Genomic DNA, 15111 nt, shown 5'->3' on the forward strand with positions numbered 1-15111 from the left:
GGTTTCGAGGTCTGTAAGCGGTTGATGGAAAAGGGGAAAATGGCGTTCTCCACAAGGAACGCGATCCTCTACTAAGACGACTAATTTAAGAGGTTGACATGATTGTCTTGAAGGCAGCGCAAGAAAAAGTGTTGGGAGCCCTGCAGGCCGTCTCCGGCATCGTCGAGCGTCGGCACACCTTGCCCATCCTGGCCAACGTGCTGATCCGCAAGACCGGCAGCCAGGTCGAGCTGACCAGCAGCGACCTGGAGATCCAGGTGCGCACCACCGCCGAGTTCGACGGCGATGCGAGCAACTTCGCGACCACCGTCGGTGCGCGCAAGCTGATCGACATCCTCCGCTCGCTGCCGGCCGACCAGACCGTCACGCTGAGCGCGGCGCAGAACAAGCTGACGCTGCAGGGCGGCAAGAGCCGCTTCACGCTGCAGACGTTGCCGGCCGACGACTTCCCGCTGGTGCAGGAAGCGGCCGACTTCGGCCCGGTGTTCAGCGTGCCGCAGAAGACGCTGAAGACGCTGATCAACCAGGTGCACTTCGCGATGGCGGTGCACGACATCCGCTACTACCTCAACGGCATCCTGTTCGTCGCCGAAGGCAAGAGCCTGACGCTCGTGGCGACCGACGGCCACCGGCTGGCGCTGGCGCAGGCCAACCTCGACGTCGAGATCCCGAAGCAGGAAGTCATCCTGCCGCGCAAGACCGTGCTCGAACTGCAGCGGCTGCTGAAGGACGGCAAAGACGACAAGGACGGCAAGGACGAGAAGGACAACGCGCCGATCGAGATGCGCTTCGCCGGCAACCAGGCCAAGTTCAGCTTCAGCGGCATGGAGTTCGTCACCAAGCTGGTCGAGGGCAAATTCCCCGACTACAACCGCGTGATCCCGAAGAACCACAAGAACCACGTGACGCTCGGCCGCGCGCCGCTGCTGGCCAGCCTGCAGCGCGCCGCGATCCTGACCAGCGAGAAGTTCAAGGGCGTGCGCGTCAACATCGAGCCCGGCGTGCTGCGCATCGCGTCGAGCAATGCAGAGCAGGAAGAGGCCAAGGAAGAGCTCGAGGTCGACTACGACGGCGACGCGATCGAGATCGGCTTCAACGTGACCTACCTGATGGACGCGCTGGCCAACATGAGCGTCGAGATGGTGAAGCTGGAGCTGCAGGACACCAACTCCAGCGCGCTGTTCACCGTGCCCGAGCAGGCGGGCTTCAAGTACGTCGTGATGCCGATGCGTATTTGATCCGACGGCCTCGATCCCGGGCGTGATCCGCCCGCCGGCCGCCTGCCTCCGATGTATTCCATGAGTTCAACACCGCGATGACCGATTCCCTGAACACTCCCGACGACGGCGCCGCCAAGAAGGCGGCTGCAGATGCAGTGTCGAGCGCCTACGGCGAAGGCAGCATCCAGATCCTGGAAGGCCTGGAGGCCGTGCGCAAGCGCCCGGGCATGTACATCGGCGACACCTCCGACGGCACCGGGCTGCACCACCTGGTGTTCGAGGTGGTCGACAACTCGATCGACGAAGCGCTGGCCGGCTACTGCGACGACATCGTCGTGACCATCCACAGCGACAACGCGATCAGCGTCACCGACAACGGCCGCGGCATCCCGACCGGCGTCAAGATGGACGACAAGCACGAGCCCAAGCGCAGTGCGGCCGAGATCGCGCTGACCGAGCTGCACGCCGGCGGCAAGTTCAACCAGAACAGCTACAAGGTGTCCGGCGGGCTGCACGGCGTCGGCGTGTCGTGCGTCAACGCGCTGTCGAAGTGGCTGCGCCTGACCGTGCGCCGCGACGGCAAGACGCATTTCATCGAGTTCCGCAAGGGCATTCCGCAAGACCGCGTGCTGGAGATGCGCGACGGCTTCGAGGTGAGCCCGATGAGGGTCACCGGCGAGACCGAGAAGCGCGGCACCGAGGTGCACTTCCTGCCGGACGACGAGATCTTCAACAACATCGACTTCCACTACGACATCCTCAGCAAGCGGCTGCGCGAGCTGAGCTTCCTGAACAACGGCGTCAAGATCCGGCTGGTCGACGAGCGCAACAACAAGGAAGACAACTTCGCCTTCGCCGGCGGCGTGAAGGGCTTCGTCGACTTCATCAACACCGGCAAGAAGGTGCTGCACCCGAACATCTTCCATGCCACCGGCGACAAGCTGTCGGACCAGAACACCAACATCACCGCCGAAGTGGCGATGCAGTGGAACGACGGCTACAGCGAGAACGTCCTCTGCTTCACCAACAACATCCCGCAGCGCGACGGCGGCACCCACCTGACCGGCCTGCGCGCCGGCATGACGCGGGTGATCAACAAATACATCGAGGACAACGAGCTCGCGAAGAAGGCGAAGGTCGAGATCACCGGCGACGACATGCGCGAAGGCCTGTGCTGCGTGCTGAGCGTGAAGGTGCCGGAGCCGAAGTTCAGCAGCCAGACCAAGGACAAGCTGGTGTCCAGCGAAGTGCGCGGCCCGGTGGAAGACGTGGTCAGCAAGGCGCTGACCGACTACCTGCTCGAGAACCCGGTCGATGCGAAGATCATCTGCGGCAAGATCGTCGAGGCGGCGCGGGCGCGTGAGGCGGCCCGCAAGGCGCGCGAGATGACGCGCCGCAAGGGCGTGCTCGACGGCATGGGGCTGCCGGGCAAGCTGGCCGATTGCCAGGAGAAGGACCCGGCGCTGTGCGAGATCTACATCGTCGAGGGCGACTCCGCCGGCGGCTCGGCCAAGCAGGGCCGGGACCGCAAGTTCCAGGCGATCCTGCCGCTGCGCGGCAAGATCCTGAACGTCGAGCGGGCGCGTTTCGAGCGGCTGCTGACGAGCAATGAAATCCTGACGCTGATCACCGCGCTGGGTACCAGCATCGGCAAGGACGAGTTCAACCCGGACAAGCTGCGCTACCACCGCATCATCATCATGACCGACGCGGACGTCGACGGTGCGCACATCCGCACGCTGCTGCTGACGTTCTTCTACCGGCAGATGCCGGAGATCGTCGAGCGCGGCCACATCTACATCGCGCAGCCGCCGCTCTACAAGGTGAAGCTCGGCAAGGAAGAGCAGTACCTGAAGGACGGGCACGAGCTGGACGCCTACCTGCTGAAGGTGGCGCTGAAAGACGCGAAGCTCGAGACCGGCGTCGGCGGCACGGTGCTGCTGGGCGAGACGCTCGAAACGCTGGCGCGCCAGTACGTGATGGCCAACAACGTGGTGGAGCGCCTTTCGAGCTGGATGGACATCGAGGCATTGCGCGCGATGGCCAACGGCCTGGCGCTCGACCTCGACACGCTGGAGGCGGCCGAGGTGTCCGCTGCTGCGCTGAAGGGCGCGCTGCACGATGCCGAGGTGACGGCCGAGTTCGATGCCCGCACCGACAAGCACATCCTGCGCATCAGCCGCATGCACCACGGCAACCGCAAGAGCAGCGTGATCAGCGCCGACTTCGTGCACGGTGCCGACTACGAAGCCTTGTCGACGGCCGGCCAGACCTTCAAGGGCCTGGTCAGCAGCGACGCGGTGGTGAAGCGCGGCGAGGGCGAGAAGCAGAAGGAAGCCAAGGTCGGCGATTTCCGCCAGGCGATGGCGTGGCTGATCCAGCAGGCCGAATCGGCGGTGGGCCGCCAGCGCTACAAGGGACTGGGCGAGATGAACCCGGCGCAGCTGTGGGAGACCACGATGGACCCGACCGTGCGCCGGCTGCTGAAGGTGCAGATCGACGATGCGATCGAAGCCGACCGCGTGTTCACGATGCTGATGGGCGACGAAGTGGAGCCGCGCCGGGAGTTCATCGAGACGAATGCCTTGAGGGCGTCGAACATCGACGTGTGACCGGGTCGGGTGCCGCTGTGCGAAAAGTCGTCCTGATCATGACCATGTCGATCGACGGGTACGTCGTCGCACCGGAAGGCATGTCCACCGGCGGTTCGCCTGAATCGGCAGAGCTCAAGCGCTGGAAACTGGATCGCATTCGTCGCGCCGGCACCCACATCATGGGTCGCGTGAGCTACGAGGAAATGGGGCCGTTCTGGCAACAGTCCGACGATGCCTATGCCGCACCGATGAACGACATCCCGAAGGTCGTGTTCTCGAAAACGTTGAAGGAGGCGACCTGGCCGGATTCCTCCATCGCGAGAGGCGACCTGTACGAGGAAATCTCCGGACTGAAGAAGCAGGCCGGCGGCGACATCATCGCGTGGGGCGGGGCAGCGTTCGCTCAGGCGTTGTCGAAGGCGGGGCTGATCGATGAGTACGTCATCCTGACGCGGCCCATCGCCTATGGCGGCGGCAAGCCGCTGTTCAGCGGCCTGGGCGACGCCCTCAAGCTCGACGTGCTCGTGACAGCCGCCTACGACAACGGCACCTTGCTTCGCATCTACGCCCCCCGCTGAAGTCACAGGAATGAGAAGGTCCTTGAACGTCGATGGATGACGTCGTCAACGACGCTGTCGGTAGCCGGACCAGGGCGCGATTCCGCCGCCCGTCGGCGCGGCACCTTGCGTGGGCGTGCGTGGCCCTCGCTGGCGCCGGTCTGCTGATCGCGCCCTGTTTCTGGCCGTCGTTGTGGCATCTTCCGCAGTCGACCCCGCTGCGGCTGTCGGTGGCCACGGCCCTGGTGGTCTACCTGGGCCGCCGACGGCTCTCCGATGCCATCGTGCTGGCCATTCCGCCGCTCGCCGGTCCGTGGGTGGATGCCGATCTCGGCGCGCACGCCCTGCTGGTGGCCTGCCTGGTGCCGTACCTGCTGACGTTGCGGCCCCGCTTTGCCGCGGTGGCAGGAAGCGCGCTGGTCGCGCTGCTGATGACGGCCATCGGCCTGAAGGAGCAATTCGCCGGCACCACGCTGACCTGGCAGGACATCCGGTTCTTCTTCCGGCAGTTCGCCGACAACGTCGACGTGATGGCGAGCCAGCCCACGTTGCTCTGGTACGCCGGCGGAGCCTTGGGCCTGGCGACGCTGGCCTGCTTCCTGGCCTGGCGGTCGACTCCGTCTGACCGCACCGCGCGCTGGGCAGCCCCAGGCACCGCGGCGATCCTTGCGCTGTTCCTGGTCGTGCACAGCGGCGGCCTGGTTGCGCGGAAGGCGTCGCAACTGAGCGCGGCCGGGGATGCCTGGATCATCGGAGAAGGCCAACTCGATCGGCCGATCCTCACGTTCTTCGCGACGGCCTTCATGGTGCCTCGCTGGGAAGGCGGCGCCGCAGACACCGGCGTGTTCCAGCGCGACAGCCGCCAGCTGATGTCCGGCGCGGCACGGGCCAGGCCGGCCGACATCGTCGTGTTCCTGCAGGAGAGCCAGTTCAACCCGGCTGCCCTCGCAGGCTGCCCGGCAGCCCTGTGCGCACTCGACGCATTCGACGCGACGAAACAGACCGTGGCACGCGGGCCGCTGCAGGTGCACACCTTCGGCGGTGGAACCTGGAAGTCGGAGTTCGCGTTCCAGACCGGTGTTCCGCACAGCGCGTTCGGGCCGGCGGGCGAGTTCGCGCCGTTCAACATCGCGCCCGGCACGCACCGGTCGTTCGTGCGGTCGCTGAAGGCCGCCGGCTACCGCACGGTGGCGCTGTACCCGACACGCGGCGGCATGATGAATGGCCGCGCGGCCTATGCCGCCTACGGCTTCGACGCGTTCTACGACGCGACGGAGCAAGGCCTCTCCGGGGGCTACGACACGCCGGATGCGCTGGTGCATGCCGCCGCCCGCGAGGTTCTTGCACGCGAGCGGACGCACGACCAGCCGGTGTTCCTGTTCGTGCTGACGATCTTCAACCACGCGGAGCACGGCGTGGACATGGAACGCGTGCCGGCCGGACTCGTCGCCGAAGCATCCAAGGTGTTTTCGGCCGACGAAGCACAGAGCGTCGCCGACTACGTGTGGCGCACGCGCGAGTTCGAACGCGAGTTGAAGCTCACCCGCGCGGCGGTGCTGGGCACCCCCAGGCCGGCCGTGTTCGCCTGGTTCGGAGATCACCAGCCACCGTTCGCGAACGCGATGTCGCTGAGACAGCGCATGCAGTCCCTCCCGACGGAGTCCGGGACGGTGCCCGCGAAGTACCAGACGTGGTACGAGGTGTCGAGCAACCAGGGCGGCTCGATCGCGAGACAGGCCGAAAAACAGGCGCCGCGTGCCGTGGACATCGTGTTCCTGCCCGGCCTGCTCGCGCAGGCCGCCGGCGCGCCGCTGGACGATTGGCTGGCCGCCAACGTGTCGGCAAGAGCGCAATGCGGTGGGCTGTTGGAAGCCTGCCAGGTGCCGGCGGTGCGCGGGGCCTACCTCTCGTACCTGTGGCGGGACCTCAATGAGTTCGAACTGCCGTGAACTCGACCTTCCTCGTCCTGCCGCGACCGAGCCGCCCGTTCCCACCCCCCCACGAACCAAGGGCGGCCACCCCGGTAAAATCCGAGGTTTTTTCGTTGGCACCTTGACTGGCACCCTGGCGCGCGCACCGCGCCGCACACCTCTTTCCGGCTCCGCGCTGATCCGCTTGCTGGCTGCGCTGGGCGACACCGACATCCCGGCGCCGAAGGACAGCTTCTCGGACGGGCTGTGCCGATGGTTCGACTGGACGGACGCGATCTCGCTGTCATCGGCGCTGGACGGTCCGCAGGCGGCGGTGGTCGAATCGCGCGCCGCTGCAAACGCGGCGGCCGCTGCGGCCGACCGCGACTGCCGTCGCGTGCGCGAGGCCATCGCCAAGCTCGGTGCTTCCGTCGATCCCACCAGCGACGACTTCGCGCCGCACCGCCAGCGCTACCTCGGCTGGCAGCAGGCGATGGACGCGGGCATCGCGCCGCTGCGCCGCCGGGTGCGCACGGCGCTGTCGTCCGCCTCGCCGGCGCTGGCGCGCCTGGCGGCGGTGGACGCGGTGATGGACAAGGTCATCGGTGCCCGCGAACGCACGCTGCTGGCCACGGTGCCGGCGTGGCTCGAACGGCACTTCGCGCGCGTGCAGGGCCGTCAGCCCGACGCCTGGCGCGACACCTTCTGCCAGGACATGCGCGAGGTCCTGCTCGCCGAACTGGACCACCGAATGCAACCGGTCGACGGGCTCCTCGAAGCCCTTCGCGGGTCGTCACCAGACCAACCATGACCAGATTTCTCCCTCACGCCGTGTTCCTGGCCGGCCTGGCCGCCCTCGGCTGGGTCGGTGCCGGCTACGTCGGCTCCCACCCGCTCGCGCTGGCCATCACCGCGCTGATCGGCGCGTTCTACGCGATCGGCGCGCTCGAACTGCACCGCTTCCGGCAGGCCACCGCCATGCTGGCCCGGGCCGTCGGCGGCCTGGCCGATCCGCTGCCCGGCCTGCGGCCGTGGCTCGATGGCGTGCCGGCGTCGCTGCAGAACGCAGTGCGACGCCGCATCGAAGGCGAATCCGCCGGCTTCCCCGGCCCGGCGCTGGCGCCCTACCTGGCCGGCCTGCTGGTGCTGCTCGGCATGCTCGGCACCTTCGTCGGCATGGTGTTCACGCTGCGCGGCACCGGCATGGCGCTCGACGCCTCGACCGACCTGCAGGCCGTGCGCGCCTCGCTGGTCGCGCCGGTGCAGGGCCTCGGACTCGCCTTCGGCACCTCGATCGCCGGCGTGGCCGCCTCCGCGGCGCTCGGCCTGCTGTCGGCACTGGCCCGACGCGAACGCGTGCAGGCCTTGCAGCAGCTCGACGCGAAGATCGCCACCACGCTGCGTCCGTTCTCGGGCGTCCACCAGCGCGAGGAATCGCTGAAGCTGCTGCAGCGCCAGGTCGAGCAGATGCCGGCGCTGGTCGACGGCCTGCATGCCGTGATGCAGGCGATGGAGCGGCAGGCCGAGGCATCGAACGCCCGCCTGCTGGCCAGCCAGGAGCGCTTTCACGGCACGGCCGAGGCGGCGTTCATCGCGCTCGCCTCGTCGGTCGATCGCACGCTGAAAGAGAGCCTCGCGGAAAGCGCCCGCCTGGCCGGCGCGACGATCCGCCCGGCCGTCGAGGCCACGATGGCCGGCATCGCGCACGAGACAGCCGCGCTGCACCAGACCCTCTCGACCACGTGGCAGTCGTCGCTCGACGGATTCGCGCAGGCCTTCGAGCAGCGCGGCAGCGCGCTGCTGAAGACGGTCGCGCAGGCGCATGCCGAGTTGCAGTCGGCCGCGGCCACCCACGAGCAGCAGCGCCTCGCCGCGATGACGCACCGCCTCGAGTCGATGGCCGCCTCGTTGCGCAGCGAGTGGCAGCAGGCCGGCGCCCAGAGCCTCGCACAGCAGCAGCAGGTCCATGAGACGCTGCAGCGCAGTGCCCGCGACATCGCCGCCCAGGTCGAGTCGCAGGCGACGGCCACCACCGCCGAGATTGCCCGCCTGCTGCAGGCCGCGGCCGAAGCCCCGCGCGCCGCCGCCGAAGTGATCGGCGAGCTGCGCCGCCAGCTCTCCGACAGCATCGCGCGCGACAACACGCTGCTCGACGAGCGCGCCCGCATCCTCGGCACGCTCGGCAGCCTGCTCGACACCGTGCAGCACGCCGCCACCGAGCAGCGCGGCGCGATCGATGCGCTGGTCGGCTCGTCGGCCGCGCTGCTCGATCGCGTCGGTGCGCGCTTCAACGAGCAGGTCGATGCGCAGACCGACAAGCTGGCTGCCGTCGCGGCCCAGGTCACCGGCAGTGCGGTCGAAGTGGCCAGCCTCGGCGAGGCCTTCGGCCTGGCCGTCGAGCTGTTCGGCCAGTCGAACGACAAGCTGGTGAACCAGCTGCAGCGCATCGACAGCGCACTGGGCAAGTCGCTGGCGCGCAGCGACGACCAGCTCGCGTACTACGTGGCCCAGGCGCGCGAGGTCATCGACCTGAGCCTGCTGTCGCAGAAGCAGATCATCGAGGACCTGCAGCGCCTCGCCGGCAAGGCGGCGGCCCCGGCGGCCGTGGCGGTGCGGTGATGGAAGAGATCGACGCGGGCGGGGAATCGTCGGTACCGGTCTGGGCGGTGTTCGGCGACCTGATGGCCGGCCTGCTCGGCGCCTTCGTGCTGATCCTGCTGTGCGCGATCGGCGCGCAGCTCGAGCTGGCGAGCCGGCTCGAGAACGAGGTGCGGCAACACCAGCTCGAGGAACAGCGCCGCCAGGCGCTGGAGCGTGCGCTGGCAGGGCCGCTGGCGGCCGGCCGGGTGACGCTCGACCACGGGCGCATCGGCATCAGCGGCAGCGTGCTGTTCGCCTTCAATTCCGCCGACCTGCAGCCCGAAGGACGGCAGCTGCTGCAGAGCCTGGCCGCGCCGCTGGCTGCTTACCTGCAGGCGCGCGACGAGGTGTTGATGGTCAGCGGCTTCACCGACGACCGCCAGGTGCGCGGCGGCAACCGGCAGTTCGCCGACAACTGGGAACTGTCGGCCCAGCGCGCGCTGACGGTGACGCGCACGCTGATCGAGGAAGGCCTGCCGTCGTCGTCGATCTTCGCGGCGGCATTCGGCTCGGAGCAGCCGGTGGCGCCGAATGCCGATGCGCAGGGGCGCTCGAAGAACCGGCGCGTCGAGATGGCGCCGACACCGCGGCCGGCACGCGGTACCACGGCGGCGCCGCATGGTTGACGGCGCGCGGGCGGATCCGGCCGTCGAGGCCTGGCGCGAGCGTGAAGCGCCACAGGCCGACCGGGTGCACTTGCGCATCCTCGAAGCGCTGGCCCGGCGGGCCGCGAACCACGAAGGCGCCGTGCGGCGGGTGCTTGACGAGCGGCTCGCACAGCTGGTGGCGGCGCATCGGCGTCGGCTGGACCAGCCGCAACCGCCGCACGACGAGCCGCGGCCGCCTGCCGACGGCGTTCCGCCAGCGCGCAGCATGCTGGCCGAGCTGGTCGCCGACCTGGGCGAGCGCTCCGCAGCGCGGATGCCGTCGGCGGCGAGCCCGGAACCCACGTCAATTGGTGCGGCCGTCGAACTGGAAACGCTGCCGTTTTTCAGGCGCACCTGGTCGCGGCTGAGTGCCGATCAGCGCCTGGCGCAATCGCAGGCCGCACTGCCGCAGAACGCCGGCCCGCTGAACTCGCACCACCTGGTGCACCGCTCGTTGACCTTGATGCGCGAGCTGTCGCCCGGCTACTTCGACCGTTTCGTGGCCCATGTCGATGCGTTGCTGTCGTTGCAACAGGGGTCAAGCTGATGTGCGGCGGAATGCGCATCCTCAGACTTGCTGATCCGCGCCTGGGTGGAACTTCGGTTGGCGTGGAACGCCGGACGGGGCTATAACCGATCCACCGCAATGAGCGCACGGCGCGAGGCGTGCCGCGATGCAGGGAGCCGACGTGAGCGACGAGCCGAGCGCACAGGACTGGCGACAGCCGTTTCGACGCCTGGCCATCGGCGCAGCGCTCGCGCTGGCGGTGGTGGCGGGGTTCCTCGCGTTCTCGCTGTGGACCAGCCACCAGCGCTACCAGGCGGCGGCGGCCGACAACCTGCGCAACCTGACGCTGAACCTGGAGCGCTACCTCTTCACGCGATTGCAGGCGGCCGACCTGGTGCTGCAGTCGGCGGCGCAGGAGTACCGGCGGCTCAGCAGCCTGGGCCCGGTGCGCGCGGATCAGTTCACCGAGGTGCTGATCGGGCTGCAGCAACGCCTGCCCGAGGCACCGGCGCTGCGCGCGGCCGATGCGGCCGGCCTGGTGCAGTACGGCGCCGGGGCCGATGCGCAGCGGGCGCTCAGCGTCGCGCATCGCCACTTCTTCCAGCAGGCCGTCAACACGCCGGGGCTGGTGCTCGGGCTGCCGTTGAAGTCGCGCATCACGTCGCGCTGGGTGCTGCCGATCGCCCACCAGCTGCGTGACGCGGGCGGTGCGCTGGCGGGCGTCGTGTACCTCAACATGGACCTCGACGAACTGGGCGACATCATGCGTTCGCTGCGCATCGGCGAGCGCGGCGTGATCACCGTCTTCAACGCCGACCGCGAGGTGCTGCTGCGCCTGCCGGAGGTGGCGCTGGTCGCCGACGAGAAGCCGGCGCGCCTGAACTCGCCCGAGACGCAGCAGGCGGTGGCGAGCGGCCAGGTCGCCGGTGGCTTCGAGACGCGCAGCACGATCGACGCGCAATGGCGCACCGTGATGTACCGCCAGCTGGGCCGCTACCCGGCCTACGTGCTGATCGGGCTCGAGCACGGCGAGATGATGGCGCCGTGGCAGCGCGAGGTGGCGATCGCGGTGGCGTTCTGGTTCGTGCTGGTGGCTGGCGTCGCCGCGCTGCTGGGCACGCAGTACCGGGCGGCACGGCACCGCGCGGCGGTGCTGTGCGAGCTGCAGGCGGCGCGTGAGCGCGCCGAGGCCGCCAGCCAGTCGAAGTCGCTGTTCCTCGCGAACATGAGCCACGAGATCCGCACGCCGCTGAACGGCGTGCTCGGCTTCGCGCAGATCGGCTTTCGCGATCTCACGTCGTCGCCCGAGGTGCGCAGCCGCTTCGGGCGCATCCTCGAATCCGGGAAGCTGCTGCAGGGCATCCTGAACGACGTGCTCGACATGTCGAAGATCGAGGCCGGCAAGCTGCTGCTCGACGAGGCGCCGACACCGCTGCGTCCGGTCGCGCAGCGCGCGGTCGACCTGGTGCGGCAGGCGGCGGCCGACAAGGGTGTCGGGCTGCAGCTGCGGATCGACGAGCGGGTGCCCGAGCTGATGCGGGTCGACGGGCTGCGGCTCGGGCAGGTGCTGCTGAACCTGCTGTCGAACGCGGTGAAGTTCACCGATGCGGGCGAGGTGTCGCTGAGCCTGCAGGTGGACCATGGCGAGCTGCTGGTCGAGGTCAGCGACAGCGGCGTCGGCATGTCGGCCGAGCAGGTGGGACGCTTGTTCGTGTCGTTCGAGCAGGCCGACGCATCGACCACGCGGCGCTACGGCGGCACCGGGCTGGGTCTGGCGATCAGCAAGCGGCTGGTCGAGTTGATGAAGGGCTCGATCCGGGTGTCCAGCCGCTCCGGTGAGGGCTCGGTGTTCTGCGTGCGGCTGCCGCTGGCCGGTGCGATGCCGGCCGGCCCGTCCGTTGACCACGCGCCGGCCGCGGCCGTCGACGTGCCGGTGCGCGAGCGGCTGACCGGCCTGCGGGTGCTGGTGGCCGAGGACAACATCGTCAACCAGATCGTGATCCAGAGCCTGCTCGAGAGCGAGGGCGCGCAGGCCGACATCGTCGGCGACGGGCACCTGGCGGTGGCTCGCGTCTCGTCACCGGGCGCCCGCTACGACGTGGTGCTGCTCGACGTGATGATGCCGGGCATCGACGGCTACGAGACCGCGCGGCGCATCCACGCGCTGTACCCGCACTTGCCGATCATCGGCCAGACGGCGCATGCGCTGCCCGAAGAGCGCGAGCATTGCATCGCCTCCGGCATGGTCGACCGCGTGACCAAGCCGATCGACGCGGACGAGCTGGTGCGGGTGATGCTGCGGCACTGCCGCACGCGGGTGACCTGAGCGGCCATTGCCGGGGCAGGACGCGGCGCGTTCACGGCGGATCGCCCAGCGAGAACACCGGCCCGCCGAGGTGGCTCAGGTAGACGCGGCCCTGGCTGGACGAGAACAGCACGCGGTGGACCTTCAGGAAATCCAGGCCGATGATCATCTCGGGTTGCCCGGCGACGCGCTCGGCATCGTCCCAGCTCGAATGCTTGCGGCGGTAGGCGGCCCACCGGTCGGTGACCAGCACCTGCGTGTTGCGGATCGATTCCGTGCCGAAATCGATGCTGTCGAAGCGGCCCGGCCACAACGGCGGCGCGCCTTCCGGCATCTGGACGCCGGCGCGCCTTGCAGCCGCCTGGTCGATGACGCTGGTGGGCGACGATGACGAGAAGATCGCACGGACCGGCTTGCCGTTGAGCTGCACCTCGACCACCGCGCGGCGGTCCTGCGCGTTGCGCTCGACCATCGACAGCTCGGCGGCCTGCTCGTCCCAGTAGGCCAGGAACGCGTCGGCGCAGCCGTCGGGGCGGAAGAAGCGCAGCTGCCGATCCGCCAACACCATCTCCAGATCGGTCTGCAGCAGGTAGTCGGCGGCCAGCACCGCCTGCCGCCTGCTCGGGCCCTGGTCGTCCCAGGCCACGCCGATGCCGGCACGTTGCCAGCGCAGCGGGCCGAAGCTGATCTCATCGGCGAGCGCCCGATAGGCGCGCGTTTCGCCGGCGGTTCCATACAGCACGAACTGCGTGTGCTGCAGCGTCAGCTTCGCACACTCGGCAGTCGCGCGGTCGATGTGCGTCGCCGTCGAGCCGATGTCGACCGACACGCGCATCGGCTGCCCATTGATCGCGCCGTCGATCAGCGGTCCGGAGGTCGACACGTCGACGGCCAGCGTGCCGACCTTCGTGAAGCGGCAGGCCGCAGCGGCGCCGGTCGTGGCGGCCAGCCCGACGGCGATGAGGGCCGCGCCGGCGACGCGGCGAAAGATGGCGGTCAGGGGATCGGGGAAGGGGGGCATCTGCGCGTCTGTCACGTCATCTGTTTGCGCGATGGTATCGGCGCTCTGCCCGGTGCGAGCGTCTAGAGTCTTCGGCTCGCAAAAAACGGAGCAGGCGCCAATCCGCCGCACCCGCCTTGATCGATCGCTTTCATGGCATGGAAGTCTTCACCCGCGTGGTGGAGCTGGGCAGCTTCACGCGGGCCGGCCTCGCGCTGCAGATGCCGAAGGCCCGCGTCACCACGGTGATCCAGGCGCTCGAGGCGCACCTCGGCGTGCGGCTGCTGATTCGCACCACGCGACGCATCAGCCTGACCGACGAAGGCGCGCTGTTCCACCAGCGTGCGCTCGCGATGCTGGGGCAGATGCGCGAGCTCGAGGGGGCGCTGCACGATCCGTCCGGGGCACCGTCGGGTCGCTTGCGCGTCGACGTGCCGGCGGCGATGGGGCGGCAGGTGATCGCGCCGGCGCTGGCGGATTTCTTCCGCCGCTACCCCGAGATCGTGCTCGAGCTCGGCAGCTCCGACCGCCCGGTCGATCCGCTGGCCGAAGGCTACGACTGCGTCGTGCGCGCCGGCGAGGTGCACGATGAGCGCCTGGTGGCGCGGCCGCTCGGTCGCCTGCCGATCGTCACCTGCGCGGCGCCGGCCTACCTCGATGCGCACGGCACGCCGCGCACGCTCGACGACCTGGCGCAGCACTGCGTCGTCAACTTCTATTCGCCGCGCGACGGCCACCTGTTTCCGTTCGATTTCCACCGCGGCGGCGAACACCACCCGCTGCGCGGCACGCACCGCGTCGCCTGCAACGACGTCGACACCGCCATCGCGGCCGCCGTCGCCGGGCTGGGCCTGGTGCAGGCGCCGTGCAGCCGCGTGGTCGTCGACCACCTGGCGCACGGCCGGCTGGTGCAGGTGCTGGCCGACTGGAGCGCCGGCAGCCTGCCGCTGACGCTGCTGCATGCGCGCCTGCGCCACCCGGCGGCCAAGCTGCGGGCCTTCAGCGACTGGCTGGTGGCGCTGTTCCAGCGCGAGTTCGACGGCCTGCCGACGCCCCTCGACGGGCGGCAGCCGTCGCCGTGGCTCGCGATGCTCGACCGGCCGCCGCCGCGCTGAGCGTCCTCAGGGCGGCAGCACCGGCAGCGGGGCGATGTCGCCGCCCGGCTCGGCCGGGATGTGGCCGACGTTCAACACCATCGACACCATCGCGAAGTAGCCGACCAGGCCGGTCAGCTCGACCGCGCCCGCTTCGGTGAATCGCGCGACCGTGCGCGCCCAGGTCGTCTCGCTGACGCCGTGCTGCGCCAGCAGCTCGGTGCAGAAGTCGTGCACCAGCGTCTCGTCGGCGTCCATCGTGTCGGGGCGGCGGCCGTCGCGCAGCGCGTCGATCGTGGCCTGCGCGGTGCCCGCCTGCAGCGCGAGCGCCACGTGCACCTTCCATTCGAACTGCTGCCGCCAGTGCCGCGCGACCAGCAGCGTCGCGAACTCGCTGACGCGCACCGGCAGCGAGGTGCCGAAGCGCAGGAAGGCGCCCAGCTTCTGCACGTGGGCGAGCAGCTCGGGGCTGCGCAGCAGCGCGATGAACGGGCCCTTGACGGCCTTGCGCGGGCCGGCGATCAGTTCATCGGCGGCGGCGCGCTGGGCGGGGGTCATCGCATGGTCCGGCAGGGGTGGCAATCGCATGGGGGCGCTCTTCCGATCGGTGGTTGGACGAAGGCAGATGATGCCGCA

At 69.3% G+C, this 15111-nt stretch carries 12 protein-coding genes; 10 read left to right on the plus strand and 2 right to left on the minus strand.

Features of this window, described 5'->3' with window-relative positions; translation table 11 throughout:
• The first annotated feature begins 98 nt into the window (after positions 1–98).
• The 9 genes from dnaN to FHT26_RS30485 all read left to right on the plus strand — a co-directional run bounded on the left by dnaN (position 99) and on the right by FHT26_RS30485 (position 12402).
• Entirely contained in the window at positions 99–1238 is a 1140-nt protein-coding gene (dnaN, locus tag FHT26_RS11090) for a DNA polymerase III subunit beta (protein WP_168560201.1), read from the plus strand.
• Positions 1239–1315: 77 nt separating this feature from the next.
• On the plus strand, positions 1316–3832 hold the full coding sequence (gene gyrB / locus FHT26_RS11095; protein WP_168560202.1) for a DNA topoisomerase (ATP-hydrolyzing) subunit B: 2517 nt from the start codon (positions 1316–1318) through the stop codon (positions 3830–3832).
• Positions 3833–3849: 17 nt separating this feature from the next.
• Positions 3850–4392, plus strand: a complete 543-nt coding sequence (locus FHT26_RS11100) for a dihydrofolate reductase family protein (protein WP_168560203.1) — start codon at positions 3850–3852, stop codon at positions 4390–4392.
• A 32-nt stretch (positions 4393–4424) separates the two neighbouring features.
• Entirely contained in the window at positions 4425–6320 is a 1896-nt protein-coding gene (locus FHT26_RS11105) for a sulfatase-like hydrolase/transferase (protein WP_168560204.1), read from the plus strand.
• Between the two features lie 103 nt (positions 6321–6423).
• A complete protein-coding gene (locus FHT26_RS11110; RefSeq protein WP_349238129.1) occupies positions 6424–7092 on the plus strand; it encodes a DUF3348 domain-containing protein in 669 nt (222 codons plus the stop codon).
• A complete protein-coding gene (locus tag FHT26_RS11115; RefSeq protein WP_168560205.1) occupies positions 7089–8900 on the plus strand; it encodes a hypothetical protein in 1812 nt (603 codons plus the stop codon). Before FHT26_RS11110 ends, FHT26_RS11115 begins: the two co-directional genes overlap by 4 nt.
• On the plus strand, positions 8897–9547 hold the full coding sequence (locus FHT26_RS11120; protein ID WP_168560206.1) for an OmpA family protein: 651 nt from the start codon (positions 8897–8899) through the stop codon (positions 9545–9547). Before FHT26_RS11115 ends, FHT26_RS11120 begins: the two co-directional genes overlap by 4 nt.
• Entirely contained in the window at positions 9540–10115 is a 576-nt protein-coding gene (locus FHT26_RS11125; protein WP_168560207.1) for a DUF2894 domain-containing protein, read from the plus strand. Before FHT26_RS11120 ends, FHT26_RS11125 begins: the two co-directional genes overlap by 8 nt.
• 142 nt (positions 10116–10257) lie before the next feature.
• Positions 10258–12402, plus strand: a complete 2145-nt coding sequence (locus tag FHT26_RS30485; RefSeq protein WP_168560208.1) for an ATP-binding protein — start codon at positions 10258–10260, stop codon at positions 12400–12402.
• Positions 12403–12433: 31 nt separating this feature from the next.
• Here FHT26_RS30485 and FHT26_RS11135 read toward each other — a convergent pair whose 3' ends face one another.
• The gene (locus FHT26_RS11135) at positions 12434–13402 is read right to left on the minus strand and encodes a retropepsin-like aspartic protease (RefSeq protein ID WP_168560209.1); all 969 of its coding nucleotides are present in this window, start codon (positions 13400–13402) and stop codon (positions 12434–12436) included.
• A gap of 137 nt (positions 13403–13539) precedes the next feature.
• Between FHT26_RS11135 and FHT26_RS11140 the strand changes: the two genes are divergently transcribed.
• Positions 13540–14496, plus strand: coding sequence for a LysR family transcriptional regulator (locus FHT26_RS11140; RefSeq protein WP_168560210.1), 957 nt, complete (start codon positions 13540–13542; stop codon positions 14494–14496).
• 6 nt (positions 14497–14502) lie between these two features.
• Here FHT26_RS11140 and FHT26_RS11145 read toward each other — a convergent pair whose 3' ends face one another.
• Positions 14503–15063, minus strand: a complete 561-nt coding sequence (locus tag FHT26_RS11145) for a carboxymuconolactone decarboxylase family protein (protein WP_168560211.1) — start codon at positions 15061–15063, stop codon at positions 14503–14505.
• Positions 15064–15111 lie beyond the last annotated feature (48 nt).

It is taken from the genome of Rhizobacter sp. SG703 (genome assembly GCF_012275445.1).
In the GTDB taxonomy this organism is placed as follows: domain Bacteria; phylum Pseudomonadota; class Gammaproteobacteria; order Burkholderiales; family Burkholderiaceae_C; genus Rhizobacter.

What these genes read in the sequence shown, in the direction of transcription:
- gyrB (WP_168560202.1), top strand. Translation starts at nt 1,316, where the DNA reads ATGACCGATTCCCTGAACACTCCCGACGACGGCGCCGCCAAGAAGGCG.
- dnaN (WP_168560201.1), top strand. Translation starts at nt 99, where the DNA reads ATGATTGTCTTGAAGGCAGCGCAAGAAAAAGTGTTGGGAGCCCTGCAG.
- FHT26_RS11135 (WP_168560209.1), bottom strand. Translation starts at nt 13,402, where the DNA reads ATGCCCCCCTTCCCCGATCCCCTGACCGCCATCTTTCGCCGCGTCGCC.
- FHT26_RS11140 (WP_168560210.1), top strand. Translation starts at nt 13,540, where the DNA reads ATGGAAGTCTTCACCCGCGTGGTGGAGCTGGGCAGCTTCACGCGGGCC.
- FHT26_RS11145 (WP_168560211.1), bottom strand. Translation starts at nt 15,063, where the DNA reads ATGCGATTGCCACCCCTGCCGGACCATGCGATGACCCCCGCCCAGCGC.
- FHT26_RS11115 (WP_168560205.1), top strand. Translation starts at nt 7,089, where the DNA reads ATGACCAGATTTCTCCCTCACGCCGTGTTCCTGGCCGGCCTGGCCGCC.
- FHT26_RS11125 (WP_168560207.1), top strand. Translation starts at nt 9,540, where the DNA reads ATGGTTGACGGCGCGCGGGCGGATCCGGCCGTCGAGGCCTGGCGCGAG.
- FHT26_RS11105 (WP_168560204.1), top strand. Translation starts at nt 4,425, where the DNA reads ATGGATGACGTCGTCAACGACGCTGTCGGTAGCCGGACCAGGGCGCGA.